General features: G+C 63.6%; 12 protein-coding genes. 3 read left to right on the forward strand and 9 right to left on the reverse strand.

The genetic code is table 11. The features are described 5' to 3' along the window. Positions 1-338: 338 nt before the first annotated feature. The gene (locus tag AC6LJY_RS15935; RefSeq protein WP_046806321.1) at positions 339-824 is read right to left on the reverse strand and encodes a hypothetical protein; all 486 of its coding nucleotides are present in this window, start codon (positions 822-824) and stop codon (positions 339-341) included. 209 nt (positions 825-1,033) lie between these two features. Here AC6LJY_RS15935 and AC6LJY_RS15940 point away from each other — a divergent pair, with 209 nt between their 5' ends. After that, positions 1,034-2,272, forward strand: a complete 1,239-nt coding sequence (locus AC6LJY_RS15940; RefSeq protein ID WP_498136334.1) for an NAD(P)/FAD-dependent oxidoreductase — start codon at positions 1,034-1,036, stop codon at positions 2,270-2,272. A 70-nt stretch (positions 2,273-2,342) separates the two neighbouring features. On the opposite strand, the gene AC6LJY_RS15945 is transcribed toward AC6LJY_RS15940, so the two are convergent. Then, complete coding sequence (locus tag AC6LJY_RS15945) at positions 2,343-3,476, reverse strand: 3-deoxy-7-phosphoheptulonate synthase (protein ID WP_120155501.1); 1,134 nt, start codon at positions 3,474-3,476, stop codon at positions 2,343-2,345. A 304-nt stretch (positions 3,477-3,780) separates the two neighbouring features. On the opposite strand from AC6LJY_RS15945, the gene AC6LJY_RS15950 reads away from it, so the two are divergent. Continuing rightward, entirely contained in the window at positions 3,781-4,998 is a 1,218-nt protein-coding gene (locus AC6LJY_RS15950; RefSeq protein ID WP_104143949.1) for an EAL domain-containing response regulator, read from the forward strand. 24 nt (positions 4,999-5,022) lie between these two features. Here the strand turns inward: AC6LJY_RS15950 and AC6LJY_RS15955 are convergent, their stop codons facing one another. Both AC6LJY_RS15955 and AC6LJY_RS15960 read right to left on the reverse strand, forming a co-directional pair. Next, positions 5,023-6,672: a mucoidy inhibitor MuiA family protein gene (locus AC6LJY_RS15955; RefSeq protein ID WP_223264835.1), complete on the reverse strand. Its 1,650-nt coding sequence runs from the start codon at positions 6,670-6,672 to the stop codon at positions 5,023-5,025. A gap of 126 nt (positions 6,673-6,798) precedes the next feature. After that, the gene (locus tag AC6LJY_RS15960; RefSeq protein ID WP_104143951.1) at positions 6,799-7,719 is read right to left on the reverse strand and encodes a LysR family transcriptional regulator; all 921 of its coding nucleotides are present in this window, start codon (positions 7,717-7,719) and stop codon (positions 6,799-6,801) included. A gap of 107 nt (positions 7,720-7,826) precedes the next feature. On the opposite strand from AC6LJY_RS15960, the gene AC6LJY_RS15965 reads away from it, so the two are divergent. Further along, positions 7,827-9,095, forward strand: coding sequence for an MFS transporter (locus AC6LJY_RS15965; protein WP_046806270.1), 1,269 nt, complete (start codon positions 7,827-7,829; stop codon positions 9,093-9,095). On the opposite strand, the gene AC6LJY_RS15970 is transcribed toward AC6LJY_RS15965, so the two are convergent. The 5 genes from AC6LJY_RS15970 to AC6LJY_RS15990 form a co-directional block, all read right to left on the reverse strand. After that, a complete protein-coding gene (locus AC6LJY_RS15970; protein WP_498136335.1) occupies positions 9,083-10,132 on the reverse strand; it encodes a hypothetical protein in 1,050 nt (349 codons plus the stop codon). The two genes, AC6LJY_RS15965 and AC6LJY_RS15970, sit on opposite strands and share 13 nt — an antisense overlap. Before the next feature lie 11 nt (positions 10,133-10,143). After that, positions 10,144-11,187: a hypothetical protein gene (locus tag AC6LJY_RS15975; RefSeq protein WP_498136336.1), complete on the reverse strand. Its 1,044-nt coding sequence runs from the start codon at positions 11,185-11,187 to the stop codon at positions 10,144-10,146. Next, positions 11,181-13,961, reverse strand: coding sequence for a toxin VasX (locus tag AC6LJY_RS15980; protein ID WP_498136337.1), 2,781 nt, complete (start codon positions 13,959-13,961; stop codon positions 11,181-11,183). The genes AC6LJY_RS15975 and AC6LJY_RS15980 overlap by 7 nt, the downstream gene beginning before the upstream one ends. After that, on the reverse strand, positions 13,958-14,932 hold the full coding sequence (locus AC6LJY_RS15985; RefSeq protein WP_498136338.1) for a DUF4123 domain-containing protein: 975 nt from the start codon (positions 14,930-14,932) through the stop codon (positions 13,958-13,960). The genes AC6LJY_RS15980 and AC6LJY_RS15985 overlap by 4 nt, the downstream gene beginning before the upstream one ends. 2 nt (positions 14,933-14,934) lie before the next feature. After that, positions 14,935-15,995, reverse strand: a 1,061-nt coding sequence (locus AC6LJY_RS15990; protein ID WP_498136339.1) for a type VI secretion system Vgr family protein, incomplete at its 5' end; no start/stop codon positions are given.

Genomic DNA, 15,995 nt, shown 5'->3' on the forward strand with positions numbered 1-15,995 from the left:
GGGTACGCGCCGGCGTACGCACGTGACGCGATCCAAGGGCAAGCACGCGGGTGGCTGCTGACATGCTGTGGCTATCTGTTTTGGGAAGAGAGTCCGCTTGCGCGGGCACGTGGCCGGCCAGATACGTTTCGTATCGTGGCGCCTGCGGAGAATATCACCAACGACGTTGCGGCGGCGCGGCAAACGTGGCGGATGCCATCCGGGCGGCGCCAAAACCGTGCCTGATCAAACTTTGCGCAGCCCGTTGCGCATCCCCCAAAAGGCCGCCCACCTTGCATCGGCGGCTGCCTTATCCACAGAAATTGTGGATAAGGCGCTACCGGCTGGCGCCATCCGATTTATGTAGGCAGGTATTCGATCGGCACGCCCGCCGGCACCTTGCGCATGCGGTCACGCTCGATGCGCGCCGAGGCGAAACGGGTCTTGCGGGCGGCGGCATTTTGCAGCAACACCGACAACACCGATCCCTTGTCCTGGATCCATTGCGTTTTGCCCCGCAGCAATTTCATCGCGCTCTCGGCGCTGCCCAGGCGGTACGACATGGCGTTGATCTGCACCGAGGTCTTGCCGTCGAACGCCGCGGGCTCGTGTTCCGTAATGGCGGCGGCGTCCAGATTGCTGCTTTCGTGATCCACACGGTAGATGAACTTCAAGCCGCTGTGCGGGTCCTGCACCACCAGCAGTTTTTCGGAGCCGGAAATATCGGACAGCATGCCGATAACCGGGGATTCAACCAGCTGGTTGCCGCGCTGTTCTTCGGTGTAGATGAATACGCTGTGGCGCGATACGGAAAGGGCGGCGGGAATAAGGGGAGAGCTGTCCATACCTGACTTGAAAGTGGCGGCCCGGACAACGGCGTCCGGCAATCTGAAGAGGCTGGCGCGTACGGTCAACGCGGCCATGCCGACGCGCATGATACCAATTGTTTCAGATGTTTGCCGAAGCAGCGTGAATTTGATGAGGGGGCCGACGAGCGCGATTCTACGATGCGCGTCGCTTGCCGAACATGGGGCGCAAGCGCAGAATTCGGCGCATGAAAACAGACGTTGTGGTTCTGGGCGCGGGCATAGTCGGCGTCAGTACGGCCCTGCATCTCTTGGCGCGCGGCCGCTCGGTGGTGCTGTTGGACCGAAAGGGGCCTGGCGAAGAAACCAGCTATGGCAACGCGGGCCTGATTGAACGGGCCAGCGTGATTCCGTACGCCTTTCCCCGGGATTGGCGCAGCCTGTGGCGCTATGCCCGCAACAACACGCCCGACGTCAGCTACCATGTGCGCTTTCTGCCGCGCATTGCGCCATGGCTGCTGCGTTATTGGTGGCATTCGTCGCCAACGCGGCTGGCGCGTGCGGCCGAGGCGATGCTGCCGCTGATCGAGCGCAGCGTGGCCGAGCACGACGCGCTGAAAGACGACGCGAATCTGGCGCCGCTGTTTCGCCGCAATGGCTGGATTGACGCCGCGCGCACCGAAGCCGGCCTGGCGCAGGCAATCGCCGACGCCGAGGCACTGGCGCCGTATGCGCTGAATTACCGGGTGTTGGACCGGCAGGCCTTGACGGCGCTGGAGCCGTCCCTGTCGGAGCGGGCGGTGGGTGCCGTGCATTGGCTGGACCCCGTCAACGTGTCGGACCCCGGCGCCGTCACGCGCGGCTACGCGGCGCTGTTTCAACAACGGGGCGGGCAACTGGTACGCGGCGACGCCCGCACCCTTCAGGACTCGGGCGCCGGGCGTTGGCAGGTGCAGGCCGACGGCGGCCGGATCGAGGCGCGCGATGTAGTGGTGGCGATGGGCCCGTGGTCGCTGGATATCCTGCGGCCGTTGGGCTACCGCATTCCCATGGCGGTCAAGCGCGGCTATCACCAGCACTTTGCGCTGGACGCGGGCGCGACCTTGTCGCATCCGGTGGCGGACATCGACAGCGGTTTTGTGGTGACGCCGATGACGCGGGGCGTGCGACTGACCACGGGGGCCGAGTTTGCGCATCGGGATGCGCCGCCGTCGCCCATCCAGATCCAGCGTACGCGGGCATTGGCGGGGCAATTGCTGCCCCTGGGCGCGGCGGTGGAGCAGGAACCGTGGATGGGTTGCCGGCCTTGCATGCCGGACATGCGGCCGGTGATCGGCCCCGCGCCTGGGCATAAGGGGTTGTGGATGGCCTTCGGCCACGCGCATCATGGCTTCACGTTGGGCCCGGTGACCGGCAAGCTGCTTGCCAGCCTGATCACCGGCCAGACGCCGGACATGGACCCCGCGCCTTACGCATTGCGCCGCTAAGCAAGCGGCAGGGGTGGCGGTGGCGCTGGGGCAGGGCAGTCGCGTTGACGGCCCCCCCGTGGGCGTGTGGTTACGCCGTACCGGCCACTTTCAAGCGGCGCTGGCGCACCGCCTGTGCCAGCGTTTCCAGCACCGGTTCGGTCTGGCTCCAGCCCAGGCAGGCGTCGGTGATCGACACGCCACGGCGCAGCGGTTGGCCGGGCTTCAGGTCCTGGCGGCCTTCTTCCAGATGGCTTTCGATCATGACGCCGGTGATGCGCGCATCGCCTTGCGCCAGCTGCGCGGCGATGTCGTTGGCCACGTCGATCTGGCGCAGGTGCGACTTGTTGGAGTTGGCGTGCGAGCAGTCGATCATGACCTGTTCGCGCTGGCCGGCGGCGCGCAGGGCGGCGCAACAGGCGTCGACGCTGGCTGCGTCATAGTTGGGGCCCTGCTTGCCGCCGCGCAGAATCACATGCGTGTCCTGGTTGCCGCGCGTCTCGAAAATGGCGGCCATGCCCATCTTGGTCATGCCCATGAACGCGTGCTTGGCACTGGCGGCAACCATGGCGTCGGCTGCGATCTGCACGCCGCCGTCGGTACCGTTCTTGAACCCCAGCGGGCAGCTCAGGCCCGAGCTCAGCTGGCGGTGGCTGGGGCTTTCGGTGGTGCGCGCGCCGATGGCGCCCCAGGCGATCAGGTCAGCGATGTACTGCGGGCTGAGCAAGTCCAGGAATTCGGTGGCAATCGGCAGACCCAGGCCGCTGATGTCCAGCAACAGTTCGCGCGCGCGGCGCAGGCCTTCGTTGATGCGGAAGCTGCCGTCCAGGCGCGGATCGTTGATGTAACCCTTCCAGCCCACCGTGGTGCGCGGCTTTTCAAAGTACACGCGCATGACGATCAGCAGGTCTTTCTTGTGCTGATCGACGGCGGCGCGCAATTGGCGCGCGTAGTCCATGGCCTGGCCATGGTCGTGAATGGAGCAGGGACCCACGACGATCAGCAGGCGGTCGTCGCGGCCGTGCAGCACGTTGGCGATCTGCGCGCGGCTTTCCTCGACCAGCGTCTGGATAGCGGTGGATACGGGCAGTTCGTCCTGCAGGAGCGCGGGCGAAATCAGGGGACGAACGGCGCTGATGCGGGTGTCGTCGGTGCGCGTGTTGTCCTGGGTCGAGTCGGCCGTGCCGACCTCGCGGTCGTGCTGGGGGTCGTCAATGCGGGTCAAGGGAAGCTCCGTGCCGTGGTTGCGCAAGCTGCGCAAGATGCGTAAAGGCGGCCATTATCGCACCCGCGCGCCCACCCCCGGGCGGCGGGGCGGCGTCCGTCTGGACGAGCCGGTGCGTTGTGCGTGGACAACGGGACGAGGCAATTGCGGCCAGGGTGTTCTTAAACCTACGCCTATCGGCCCGGAAATTGCCTTAGCCCTTTGCCGTCGACGACAGATCGCAAGTGAATGCCGTAGCATGGGAACCCGAACAGAACCAGCGGCCGCCTGCCAGGGCTCGACCTATAAGCTAGGACGAAAACGAATGCCAAAAACCGACGCCGGAGCCGCTCGACGAATTCTTCTCGTTGAAGATCACCCCGTTGAACGTGCTTATCTGCAGAACATGCTGCTGGCGTTGGGATATCGGCGGGTTGCCGGGTTGGGCAGCAGCACGGAAGCGGTCAGCGCGTTAAGCCGGCAGTACTACGACCTGGTGATCAGCGACATCGTGATGAGCGACGGCGACGGCACCCACATGCCCAACGAATTGCGGCGCCTGGTGGATGTGGGCCGGCTAAAAAGCATGCCTCCCATCATCTGGATCAGCAGCCTGAGCGAAGAGCTGTTGCAGTCACATGTACGGCTGGCGCTGCAAGCCGGCTGTCCGTCGGCGCAGGCGCTGTCCAAGCCGGTATCCCGCACGGCCATGCACCAGGCCATCAAGGCCGGGCTTGCCGCCGAGGACGTGACCACGCCCCAACATCCATCCATCCGCCGCGAAGTGGTCGAGGCCGAACTTGGCCGGGCCTTGATCACGGGCGTGGGCATGAGCGTGGTGTTGCAACCGCAAATGAGCCTGTCCACCGGCAAGGTGCTGGCCGCCGAAGCGCTGTCGCGTTGGGATCATCCCGAGCTGGGCGCCATATCCGCCGTGGATTTTGTGCCGGCCGCGCATCGCCTGGGCATGGATCGCATGCTGTTTCTGCGCGTGACGGATCGCGTGCTGGAGGTGCAGAAAACGCTGCACGCCGAAGGCATCGCCGTGCCCATCGCCATTAACGCATCGGCGTCCACGCTGTGTTCTCGCGATATGCCGGCCGTGCTGGAAAAGCGGGTGGCGCAGGCGGGACTGCCGGCGCGCCTGATCAAGATTGAACTGACCGAGGACGAGCCCGTCAACGATTGGCTGGCGCTGTCTTCCGCGTTGAACCTGCTGCGCGTGCGCGGCTTTGAACTGGCCATGGACGACTTCGGCGCGGGCATCGCCTCGATGCGGCTGTTTTCCGCCATGCCTTTTACAGAACTCAAGATCGACCGGGACTTTATCGTCCACATGCACCGCGAAGCCGCCTCACGCGCGGTGGTGGCCGCGGCCATCGAAATGGGCCGGGTGCTGGGCCGGCGCGTGGTCGCCGAAGGGGTCGAGCAGGAACGCGACCTGCAACTGCTGCGCGAGCTGGGTTGCGACGTGGCCCAGGGCTATGGCCTGTCCATCCCCCTGGAGCCGCAAGCGTTCATCGAATTCTGCCGCCAGCACTGAAGCGGCCGGCGGCAGGCGGGGCAATCAGATGCCGGACACGTCGATGTCGCCGGGATAGTCGATCGAGAACTTCAGAACGGTCTCGCGCGATTTGCCCGGTTCAAGGTCCCAATTCCAGACCAGCTTGCCGTCTTCTTCGCGCTTGATGTCGCGGTCGGCGGGCGAGAGCAGCTTGACGACGATTTTCTCGTTGCGCGAGACCGGCAGGCGGTCCTTGAACGACACCTGTTCCTTGGTGGCCTTGTTGTTCTTGACCGTGATCTTGTATTCGTACGTCACCCGCTTGCCGCTGCCCGAAAAACCCGTGCTTTCGGTGTAGCGGTTGACCAGCTGGCGCTTGATCGAGATGCCGTCGTCGGCGCCCATCGCCAGTTCGACCTTTTCGCCCGGCATCACCGCCTTCATGGCGCTGGACGCGACGAATGCGTCGTCCAGGAAGGTGTTGAGCGGGCCGGCCAGGAACGGAAAATCGGTGTTGTTGCTGGCCTGCGCCGTCAGGAATACCGCTTCGCGCAGCGCGGGCGTGGATTGATATTGCAGCGTGGCCGGCAGCTTGGCGGTTGCGATCGCCACACGCTGGGTAGAGTTGTCCGAGGGCAGCGTGGCCGGGTTCTGGATCTGGAACGACGCGCTGGTGGCCTCGTTTTGTACCTGCGCGGTGCGCACGTCGATCGGTTCCGGCATGACGTCGGCCTGCGCGCTTTCGGCATAGGCCTGGCTGGCGCCGCGCGGCGCGCGCTTCATGGCCATTTCGCTGGATACGGCAGGCGCGGGCGCGGCGATGGGGCGCGGCGGCGGAGGCGGTGGGGCGGCCACATCGATGATCCACGGTTGCAAGGTCGGCGCGCCACCGCCCAAGGCGGGCCGGGCAGTGGACAACGTCAACTTGACGTTGTTCCAGTCTTCGCCGGAATTCTGGCGAATGACGCCGAAGTAACCCAGATCCACGCTGCGGTCGGCGGGACGCAGGCGGGCGTCATAGGCAGGCGTCCAGCGCGCGCCGCCGACGGCGTACGACACTGCCAGGTCGACCTTGCCCGCACGCGCCAGGTTGACCCGTAACGTAACGGTCTTGGTGCGGCGGCTCATCTGGCCTTGCACCACGTTCAGCTGGTTTTGCAATGCGGCAAGCTCGCGTTCCAGCGCTTCTTTGCGCGTTGCGACCTGACGCAATCCGGCCAGTGCCTTGGCCAGGCTGTCCGCGCTAAGCGTCTGGATGGCCTTGAGTTCTTCCAAGGTCAGCCGGGCGCTGTCCTTGGAGGGCTCGGTGGCGCCGCGCTGCATCATCAAGACCAGCTCGCGCTGGTTGTCCAGGACGGCGGCCTCGTCATCCAGCTGGGCCATCTGACCTTCCAGCTTGCGCACCTGCTCCTGCAAGGCGCGAACGCGTTCGTTGGCCGTGTCGGCGTTGAAGGCGTCGCGCACCTTGACGTCCAGCAACGAGGCCTGGCCGGTGCTTTTGGCCGACACTTGCAGGGAATTCTCCTGCAATGATGCGGGCAGGTTTTCCAGGGTCAGCTCATGCTCGCCCGCCGCCAACTCGCTGGTGGCCGAGCGCGTGACGACCGCGCGGTCCTGATAGACCGTCACCGCGCCGATGGCGGAGGTCAGCGCGGCGGCTGCGCCCAAGCCGGGAATCGTTGCAAGGGCCAAGGCCAAGAGAGTACGTCGCACGGGTTCACCTTTGAAAAGGTTGATATCTGAAGCTGCGTCCCGGCTCAGGGACGGATCAGCGGTAGCGCAATTTACTCTGGTGTCCCAGGCGCGGGCTTTACAGAAGATGACAAACGCGACAGGGCACTACGGCGGCGATGCGGCCGGCTGCGCGCGTTCGGGATGGGCCAGTTGGCGCAGCAACGACACGGCGTTGCCTGCGGCCATGGACCGGTCATGGCGGCGGTAGGCCATGTCCAGTAAAGCGTGCGGGGCGTCGCCCTTGATGGGGCGATACTCAATGCCCTGCGCGCCCATGTGGCGCATGGCGGCGGGCACGATGGAAATGCCGACGCCGGCTGCCACCAAGCTGACGATGGACGCCATTTGCGGCGCCTCTTGAATGACGCGCGGTGCAAAGCCCGCGCGCTGGCAGGCGGACTGGATGGCGTCGTACAGGCCGGCGCCGATGGGGCGCGGGTACAGCACGAAGTCCTCATCGGCCAGCGCCGCAATCGGTACGCTGCGGCGGCGGCTTAAGGCGTGATCGGGGGGCAGGGCGACCAGCATGGGTTCGTCCAGGACGCGTTCGGATTCAAATTCCGCGTCCAGCAAGTAGGGCGGCCGTACAAAGGCGATGTCTACCTCGCCCACGCGCAGCCCGCGCAGCAGTGAAATGGTGTTGCTTTCCGTCAAGGTGATGCGCACGTCGGGATAGCGGTCGCGATAAGCGCGAATGGCGCGAGGCAGGTACGGGTGGAATACGGCCGATGCCGTGAAGCCCACGGTGATCGCGCCGCGCTCGCCTCGTCCCAGCCGCCGGGCCGTGTCTATCGCGCGGTCGGCGCTGGCCAGGATGGCGCGGGCGTCTTCCAGGAACTGGGCGCCGGCTTCGGTCATCTCGATGCCGCGGGGAAGCCGGAGAAATAGCGGTGTGCCGATTTCGCGTTCCAGCTGCTGAATCTGCTGGCTCAACGGCGGCTGGCCAATTCCCAGGCGCGCCGCTGCCCGCGTGAAATGCAATTCTTCGGCCACCGCAGTGAAATAGCGCAGATGTCGTAATTCCATCGTTTTAAAGTATGGACGGTAGGGGTTTCATATATTGGACATATCAAGGCGAAAAGTCTACTTTTGATCTGCGGGCGCGTCGCCCGCTTGTCTTTCAGAGATTTCCCATGTCTGCCCCTAGCGCCAGTTCTCCCACCCCCACGCCCGCCCCTTATCTGGCGCGCGGCACGCCAGAACTGCATCGCGCGCAATGGGCCTTGTTCGCTGCGGGCTTTTCCACGTTTTCGCTGTTGTATTGCGTGCAGCCACTGATGCCGCTGTTCACTGGCGCCTTCGGCGTGTCGCCCGCGCAAAGCAGCCTGGTCCTGTCCTTGTGCACCGGCTTGCTGGCGATCGCGATCTTCTTTGTCGGCCTGTTCTCCCAAGCATTGCCGCGCAAGCGCGTCATGGCCTGGTCGTTGCTGGCTTCCGCCGCGCTGGGCACCATCGCGGCCGTGGCGCCCGACTGGCACAGCCTGTTGGCGCTGCGCGCGCTGCAAGGCGTGGCGATGGGCGGCGTCCCCGCCGTCGCCATGGCCTACCTGGCCGAGGAAGTCGAACCGGACACGCTGGGCTTCGTGATGGGCCTGTATATCAGCGGAAGCGCGTTTGGCGGGCTGTCCGGCCGCGTCATCACCGGGCTGGTCTCGGATCACTTTGGCTGGCGCGCCGCGATGGGCACGCTGGGGGTCGTGGGCATCGTGGCCGCGGCGCTGTTCATGTGGTTGCTGCCCGCCTCGCGCCGCTTCACGCCGCAACGCGGGCGTGGCTGGGCCGGTGTGCTGGGCGATGTGCGGGCCGGTGTCGGCGCGCACCTGAAGAACGGGCCCTTATGCGCGTTGTTCGCCATGGGCGGCCTGCTGATGGGCGCGTTTGTCACGGTCTACAACTACGTGGGATTCCGCCTGCTGCTGCCGCCGTTTTCGCTAAGCCAGACCTTCATCGGCTTCATCTTCGTCGTGTATCTGGTCGGCATCTTTGCCTCGACGTTTTTCGGCCGCCTTGCCGACCGTCACGGCCGGGGCGCCATGCTGTCCGCCGCCACAGGCTTGGCCCTGGCGGGGTTGCTGCTGACCTTGTCCGACTCCTTGCCCATCCTGATCGCCGGTATCGTGGTGTTTACCTTCGGCTTTTTCGCGGCGCATGCGGTCGCCAGCGGCTGGGTGGGCCAGATGGCCCGAGGCTACAAGGCACTGGCCGCATCGCTGTACCTGCTGGTGTATTACGTGGGGTCCAGCGTGCTGGGCGCCTGGGGCGGCCACTTCTGGGCGGCCCAGCAATGGCCGGGCGTGGCCGCGATGGCCGGCGGTTTGTTGGCATTGGCATTGGCCATCAGCGCCGGCCTGGCCTGGCGCACCAGCGGCGCACGTCGCGGGGACGCAGGTCAACCGGCTTGATTGCGCGGCTGAACCTGCCGCCCCTTGTGGTCGACAAAGATCACACCCTTGTCCATTCCAGCGTAGCGATAGAAGTAGCGGGCGCTGGACTTGACGGGGCGCGTGTCGTAGGCGGATAGATCAGCGCCCGGGGTGCATAGGCGTTCGACTTCTTCTGGCCAGCGAAAGGTGCTGGCTTTGTGTTTGATCCAGCGGTCGAGAAGAGGCTTGAGGGTGAAGAGGTTGAAGAGGATGTCGTAGATGTTGAAGATATCGCTCCATCCGCCCGTTCTGGTGACGTTGTTGTCACCGGTGGGTTTACGGACAAGGCCTTGCTCGACAAATTTTGGGTCGGCTTGAATTGCCTTCAGCCCGTGCTCCATATAGCGGCGGATGAACTCCAGCCGGTGAAGGTTCTTGTCGAAGAACGTCTGATCATGCACGTCAAAGTCGCCTTCAACGATCAACGGCCATTTGCTTTTTCTAATGCTCTCGGGATCCTGGGACGGCAGTTGCATCAATTCTAGGTAGGGTCTAGGGAAACATAAACGTAGCGCGTATCCATGCCCGAATTCTGTGTAGGGCCGCACATCGCGCCATGGCAGGTGTAGCACCGTATTCCCATAACAGACGTGCACCAATTGCGCTTGCCGGTTAAACCGTACCGGCGACATGGCCGCATCGGCTCCCAACCACAAACCCGCCGCAGCCATCAGTAAAAACGGAATACAGATGAGGGCGCCCTTGTGCTGGTACTCCCCGAACAGGGGGGCCAGAATGAACACGATGGTCACGGACATGGACACGCCAAGCGTCGACAGTTGCAGCAAAAACGTAATCTGCCCTTCCGTACGCGGCTCAATATATTGCTCATTGAATTGCTCGGGGTCGGACACGTCTTCGGTCAGCCATAGCTGCTCGGGATCCATGGCGTAGCGTATGTCGGGCAGGGCGGCGAAATCCATGCTCTCGTCAAGACGTGCGCATTGACGCTTGAACTCGACTGCGGCGTCCGGGATTGTTGAGGGGTCGATGATGCGAAGCTGTTTGCTTGCCATGTCTTCTCTTACTACTCCGAGCTACGCAAATGAACTTGCCTGCCTTTGTGATCCACAAAGATCACACCCTTGTCCATTCCAGCGTAACGATAGAAGTAGCGGGCGCTGGACTTGACGGGGCGCGTGTCGTAGGCGGATAGATCGGCGCCCGGCGTGCATAGGCGTTCGACTTCTTCCGGCCAGCGAAAGGTGCTGGCTTTGTGCTTGATCCAGCGGTCGAGAAGAGGCTTGAGGGTGAAGAGGTTGAAGAAGAAAAGGAAGACGACTGCGATATTGTTCAGCCCGTTCAACCATTCCAACTTGTCGTCGCCGGTCGGCTTGCGAACCAGGCCTTGCTCGACAAACTTTGGGTCGGCTTGAATTGCCTTCAGCCCGTGCTCCATATAGCGGCGGATGAACTCCAGCCGGTGAAGGTTTTTGTCGAAGAACGTCTTATCATGCACGTCAAAGTCGCCTTCAACGATCAACGGCCATTTGCTTTTTCTAATGCTCTCGGGATCCTGGGACGGCAGTTGCATCATTTCTAGGTAGGGCCTAGGGAAACATAAACGTAGCGCGTATCCATGGCCGAATTCTGTGTAGGGCCGCACATCGCGCCATGGCAGGTGTAGCACCGTATTCCCATAACAGACGTGCACCAATTGCGCTTGCCGGTTAAACCGTACCGGCGACATGGCCGCATCGGCTCCCAACCACAAACCCGCCGCAGCCATCAGTAAAAACGGAATACAGATGAGGGCGCCCTTGTGCTGGTACTCCCCGAACAGGGGGGCCAGAATGAATACGATGGTCACGGACATGGACACGCCAAGCGTCGACAGTTGCAGCAAAAACGTAAGCTGCCCTTCCGTACGCGGCTCAATATATTGCTCATTGAACTGCTCTGGATCGGACACGTCTTCGGTCAGCCATAGTTGCTCGGGATCCATGGCGTAGCGAATGTCGGGCAAGGCGGCGAAATCCACGCTCTCGTCAAGACGTGCGCATTGACGCTTGAATTCGACTGCGGCGTCCGGGATGGTGGCGGGGTCGATGGCGCGGAGCTTTTTCACCATGACGAGCTGGCCTCCATCTCGTAATCGGCATCCGTGAAACCATTTGGGCGATAGTTCACTGTCGTCGTACCGAACAGGGCGTTCGTGGCAATTTTGACGACGCCGACGCCGTTTATCACGGTGACTCGGTCCGGGTCGTCGTAGCGCACCTCGCGGCCTGAAAACTCGCCCAAGCGCGGGGCCTGTTGCTGGCTGATCGAGTACTGGCTGATTTGCGACCGCCATCCTGGCAAGAAAACGGAAACGGTTCGGACATCGTTCGGCAATCCTGCCACCCTCGCTAGCTTCGCTTTCAGGGAAGAAGCCAATACCTCGGATACCGCGATGTCGCTTTGCATGCTTGGAGCTTGGAACAACCGATGGAATTCTTGCAGCTCTTCTTCATCGCTCGCAAAAGGCTCCAGGCCGCCCGGCATGCCCCACACACTACGTCGGATCCATGTCTCGACCCTTGCCTCGTCGACTGCGGCTTGGTGGAGATGGCGAAGGCCAAGATAAAGGGCCTCGATTCCGAGAAGGATCCACCCGATCGTGCCGGCGCTAAGTCGAGCCACTCCGGGTGTGCCTTTTATCAGTAAAGAGCTTGATTCGGCCGCGCTAATGGCGCTCAGAGGACGTAGCCTACTCCACAGGTGAAAAAGGCCCAGCCCCCCTGCGGCAAATTGCACTGAACCACTGACGAAGCTGATTGCCGCGACTTGGCCGCTCTCTTGCATGGCGGCCTGCCACCAGTCCTTTGCGCCAATCGCGATCGCGGCCACAGCGGCCGTCCCGATCGCCACCATCTCCCATTTCTTGGCCGCCCCATCAAACGCAGCAGCCGCCCCCGTCTCCCCCCGCACCTTCGCCAAGTCGCGCTGTTTCTCAAACCAAAACCTCGTCATCGTCGCCCCAGCCGCGCCCACCCCCAAAACCTTGCCAGTCGCATTCAGCGCATTCCCCAAAGTCAATCCATCCTCACGCCCCAGCGCCTTGAATGCTTCGCCCGCGCTGTACACCGTGGCGAACGCCGCGACGCCGCCTAGCGCCAGGCGGGCGTTGTGCCAGAAGCGCAAGCGTCCGGGCAATTTTCGGCATTGCTCCAGCCGCTCCTGCACGTCCTCGGTGTCATACAAGGTGACAAGGGTCTGCACGGCGCGGTCGACGGTCTGTGGACGAAAGCCGTTGACGCCGGTGAGGCCCATGCTGTTTCGCACCCAATTACCCACTTCGGGCAGCGGTACGTCGTGGGCGCGCGCCAGGGTGCCGTCCAGCACTTCCATGATCGGGCGGTACACACTGGTCCAGAATGCGCCGGGCGATTTCAATTGGCCGTGCGCGACCAAGGCGCCCAGCATCACGCTCAGCTGATTGGATGCGCCGTCCGCCGGTAGCGTCTCCAGCACTTTTTGCAGCGCGGCCAAGGACGCATTGACCGCTGCCTGGCGGACGGTGCCGCTGGCCAGCTTGGCGTAGCTGACGACTTCCGGCGCGCCCAGCACGGCTTTTTGCAATAAGCCCACCGGGCCGTCGGGTTCGACTTGCGCCAGCAAGAAGTCCTTGCCGGCTGTGCAGTGGATCAGGGCGGGCAGGGTGTGCCCCGCAAGGCAGCGCAGGTCCAGATAGCCCTGGGTGTCGGGCGCGTGCACGTCGACGATGGCGTCGTAGGCTTTGCGCTGGCTGTTGAACAACGCCCAAAGATCGGCGGCGGCACGGACGACGTCATCGGCGTGCGCTTGCAGCTGCTTGGGGTGGTGTTCGGCGAAGTGGGCGCGTGCGACATTTCGAGCGTGCATAGTGCGCTTGCGGTACGCGGCCAGGCGCGCCTGGTTGGCGCGGTCGCGAGAGGCCAGGACGTCCGGGCCGGTGACACCCGGCCCCATGGCGCTGCCGATAGGGTCATTTCGTAGGGTTTGGTGTCCGGCCTCATCGCCGGCCAGATTGCCCAACTGATCGATCATCTGGGACACCCGCAGCTTGTGAGCCGCGTCGGCGCCGTAGGTCTGCAAATCCGCCAGCCTGCTGCCCACGAACATGTTCAATTCACTTAGCATCCCGGCCAGATCCTGCACGACAACGGCTTGGGGTTGGATGTCCGTGCGGGGCCGCGTCGCGGCCGTCATGGCGTTCTGGGTGGACAGGACGCCGTCGGTGTGTGGCCGGCTTTCACTCCAGGGATACTGGCGCAGCACGGTCTGGGACAGCTCGCGGACTTCTGGCAGCAAGGTAGCGGGAAAGACGTGCGCTTGCTTGCCGCCCGCAATTTTTACGGGGGTGGCCAGCAGGCTGCGCCAACTTTCTTTGTTGTTTTCAATGGCCCATAGCGCGGCGTGGCTCAGTAGCGTGTCGCTGACCATGACATGCACGGTCTCGTCTTGCAGGTCAGGAGGCGCAAGCAGGTAGCGCGCTGCGCCCGTTTCATCCGGTACGGCCGCGCGGCCCGGCACGTCGCCTTTGTAGTCGGCTTCGGTCCACCAGATAGGCGCGAAGCGGATGTTGTCGGTGACCTGATAGTGGATCGTCCACATGCGTCCGCTCTGGCGCACGAACAGGTAGACATAGCTGCGTGGCCGCAGTACCCGCAAGCCGTAGGCTTTGCCGTCGCTCAACGCCGGATAGCCGACGGTACTCAGCGTAGGGAACACCTTGGCATCAAAGGGCTTGTCCGTGATGCCATAGCGCAGGGGATACAAGGGGATGCCACGCTGGCAAGGCGGCGGGGATATCGCCTTGCCCAGTATCTTGGCGCTAGGGTGGGGCGGTTGCAGCGCCTTGGGACATTGCAGATGAATCATGATTGCGTTCCTGATGCCATCGCGGCGGTGATCGTGTTCAAGCGGTGTTCAGCGTGGTTCAGGCGCAACAGCCCGGATTCGTCGCGGCGGGCCAGATTGGCGCGCAATTCGGCATCTTTCTCGAATGGCAATTGCGGAAAGTAGAGGCGCAATTCGATGTAGTGATGAATGTCGCGTTCGAGCCGCAGGTTGATCAGCCCGGCTTCGTCGGTAAACAACGCGATCTGATGCAGCAGCTTGGCGTGGGCGGCCGGGTGCTTGGTCGCCATATCGGCAGGCACGTGGCGGCGCACGGCCTCGCGCATGAAGCAGGCAAAGCTGGCGCGGTTGACCGCGTCTACCTCAGCCGCCGACAACGCAAAGCCCCTAGGGTCGGGCGCGGTTTCATTCGGAACAGGAACATCGGCTTGCAGCCATAGCGCGCCCGCGTCGTCGGCGGTGCGCCAGATCAGCCTTTGTATCGGCCCCAGCAATTGCGCCAGGCGATCGGCAGGCAGACCTTCGCAAAGCTCTTCCAATTGGCGCGTGGCCGTCAGGTTGAATCGCATGGGCGCGCCATCGGGCGCCCGCATCAGACGCAGGTGCTTCAGGTGTGCACTTGCCGGCGCGTCATCGCCGGCAAACAACAGCACACCCATTTGCCGGGGTGCCCAATCGTCAATAAAGGCTTGCAGCAGCGGCGCGGTGACGGGCGTCAGCAACGGACCATGGCGATATCCCGGCGGCTGGTATTCCCAATCGGTGCCGCGCCATAACCAGTGACGATCCACGCCGGACTGCAATGACGACACCTCGTGTTCCAGCGTGGCAGACCGTGCGCCATCCAACCAAAGCCAGGCAGAGGCAGAGCCGTAGCCAGGGCAAGAATTCGTATCCGCGCTCGCGCGATCGTCGGCCAGGCTGTCCATGCTGGGGGCTTGCACGACGCGGACGGTTTGACGGGGCCAGCCGGCATGTTCCGGGAAGGACATCGTCAGGCTCCTTGCATGCCGCAAGGGCAGGGCACACGGGGGCAGGTGCCGTCGGCGCGCAATGCGCAAAGCAGGTCCATGGCAAGCCCTGGGGTAGCGGCGCCCGCCATCGACGGGCCGCTGGCCGCGCCGGATTGCTGATTGATGGGCCCTTTGAATACAAGGGCGCCTGCGTCCAGCGTGATGCCCGAATCGTCGATGTTGATGGTGCCGCCCGGCCCCTTGATGACCACGCTTTGCGCGGCCTGCAATTCCAGCGTCACCGTCTTGCCCTCGATGCGCTCGCCCGCATGCACCTGGAAATGCCCCTGCACCTTATGTTCCACATGGCCGCCCGTTTCAATCCAGTGATTGGCCACCGTCTTGTCGCGCCGGTTGTTGCCCACGTCTTCCGTGCGGTCGCGGCCGGTGGCGATGGTGTGGTTGCGGTCGATGGTCAGGAAGTCGTCCTGGCCGATGGTGTGGCGGCGGTCCTGGCCGATGTGGACCTTTTCATCGCTGCCCACCGATTCGCTGCGGTCGTGGCCGATGGTGATGGTTTCGTCATGCTCGACCTGTTCGCTGCGGTCGTTGCCGACGAAGGTGGTCTCGTTGTGATTGACGTGGATGTTCTGGTCTTTCTGCGCGTGGATGTAGATCTCTTCCTGGTCCCGTTCGTCTTCAAAGCGCAGCTCGTTATAGCCCTCGCCCTTATGCGTCTGGCTTTTGATCGTCATGCGCGTTTTGTGGCGCGGCAGCTCGTAGGGCGGCGGGTTGATCGACCGGTGCGTTCTGCCCGTGACGATCGGCTGCGAGCTATCGCCATCCAGAAAGCTGACGATGACTTCCTGGCCGATGCGCGGGATGGCCATGTGGCCCCAGCCCGCACCCGCCCAGTTCTGCGACACGCGGATCCAGCACGAACTGTGTTCGTTGTTCTGCCCCAGCCGGTCCCACGGAAACTGCACCTTGATGCGGCCGAATTCGTCGCAGTAGATTTCTTCATTGGGCGGGCCGACCACGCTGGCGATCTGCGGGCCGTCCACTAGCGGCTTGCGGCTGGGCGCGGGTTTCCAGTCGACCT

The organism is Achromobacter sp. RT286_PF (genome assembly GCF_059760425.1).

What these genes read in the sequence shown, in the direction of transcription:
- AC6LJY_RS15935 (WP_046806321.1), bottom strand. Translation starts at nt 824, where the DNA reads ATGGACAGCTCTCCCCTTATTCCCGCCGCCCTTTCCGTATCGCGCCAC.
- AC6LJY_RS15940 (WP_498136334.1), top strand. Translation starts at nt 1,034, where the DNA reads ATGAAAACAGACGTTGTGGTTCTGGGCGCGGGCATAGTCGGCGTCAGT.
- AC6LJY_RS15950 (WP_104143949.1), top strand. Translation starts at nt 3,781, where the DNA reads ATGCCAAAAACCGACGCCGGAGCCGCTCGACGAATTCTTCTCGTTGAA.
- AC6LJY_RS15960 (WP_104143951.1), bottom strand. Translation starts at nt 7,719, where the DNA reads ATGGAATTACGACATCTGCGCTATTTCACTGCGGTGGCCGAAGAATTG.
- AC6LJY_RS15965 (WP_046806270.1), top strand. Translation starts at nt 7,827, where the DNA reads ATGTCTGCCCCTAGCGCCAGTTCTCCCACCCCCACGCCCGCCCCTTAT.
- AC6LJY_RS15970 (WP_498136335.1), bottom strand. Translation starts at nt 10,132, where the DNA reads ATGGCAAGCAAACAGCTTCGCATCATCGACCCCTCAACAATCCCGGAC.
- AC6LJY_RS15975 (WP_498136336.1), bottom strand. Translation starts at nt 11,187, where the DNA reads ATGGTGAAAAAGCTCCGCGCCATCGACCCCGCCACCATCCCGGACGCC.
- AC6LJY_RS15980 (WP_498136337.1), bottom strand. Translation starts at nt 13,961, where the DNA reads ATGATTCATCTGCAATGTCCCAAGGCGCTGCAACCGCCCCACCCTAGC.
- AC6LJY_RS15985 (WP_498136338.1), bottom strand. Translation starts at nt 14,932, where the DNA reads ATGTCCTTCCCGGAACATGCCGGCTGGCCCCGTCAAACCGTCCGCGTC.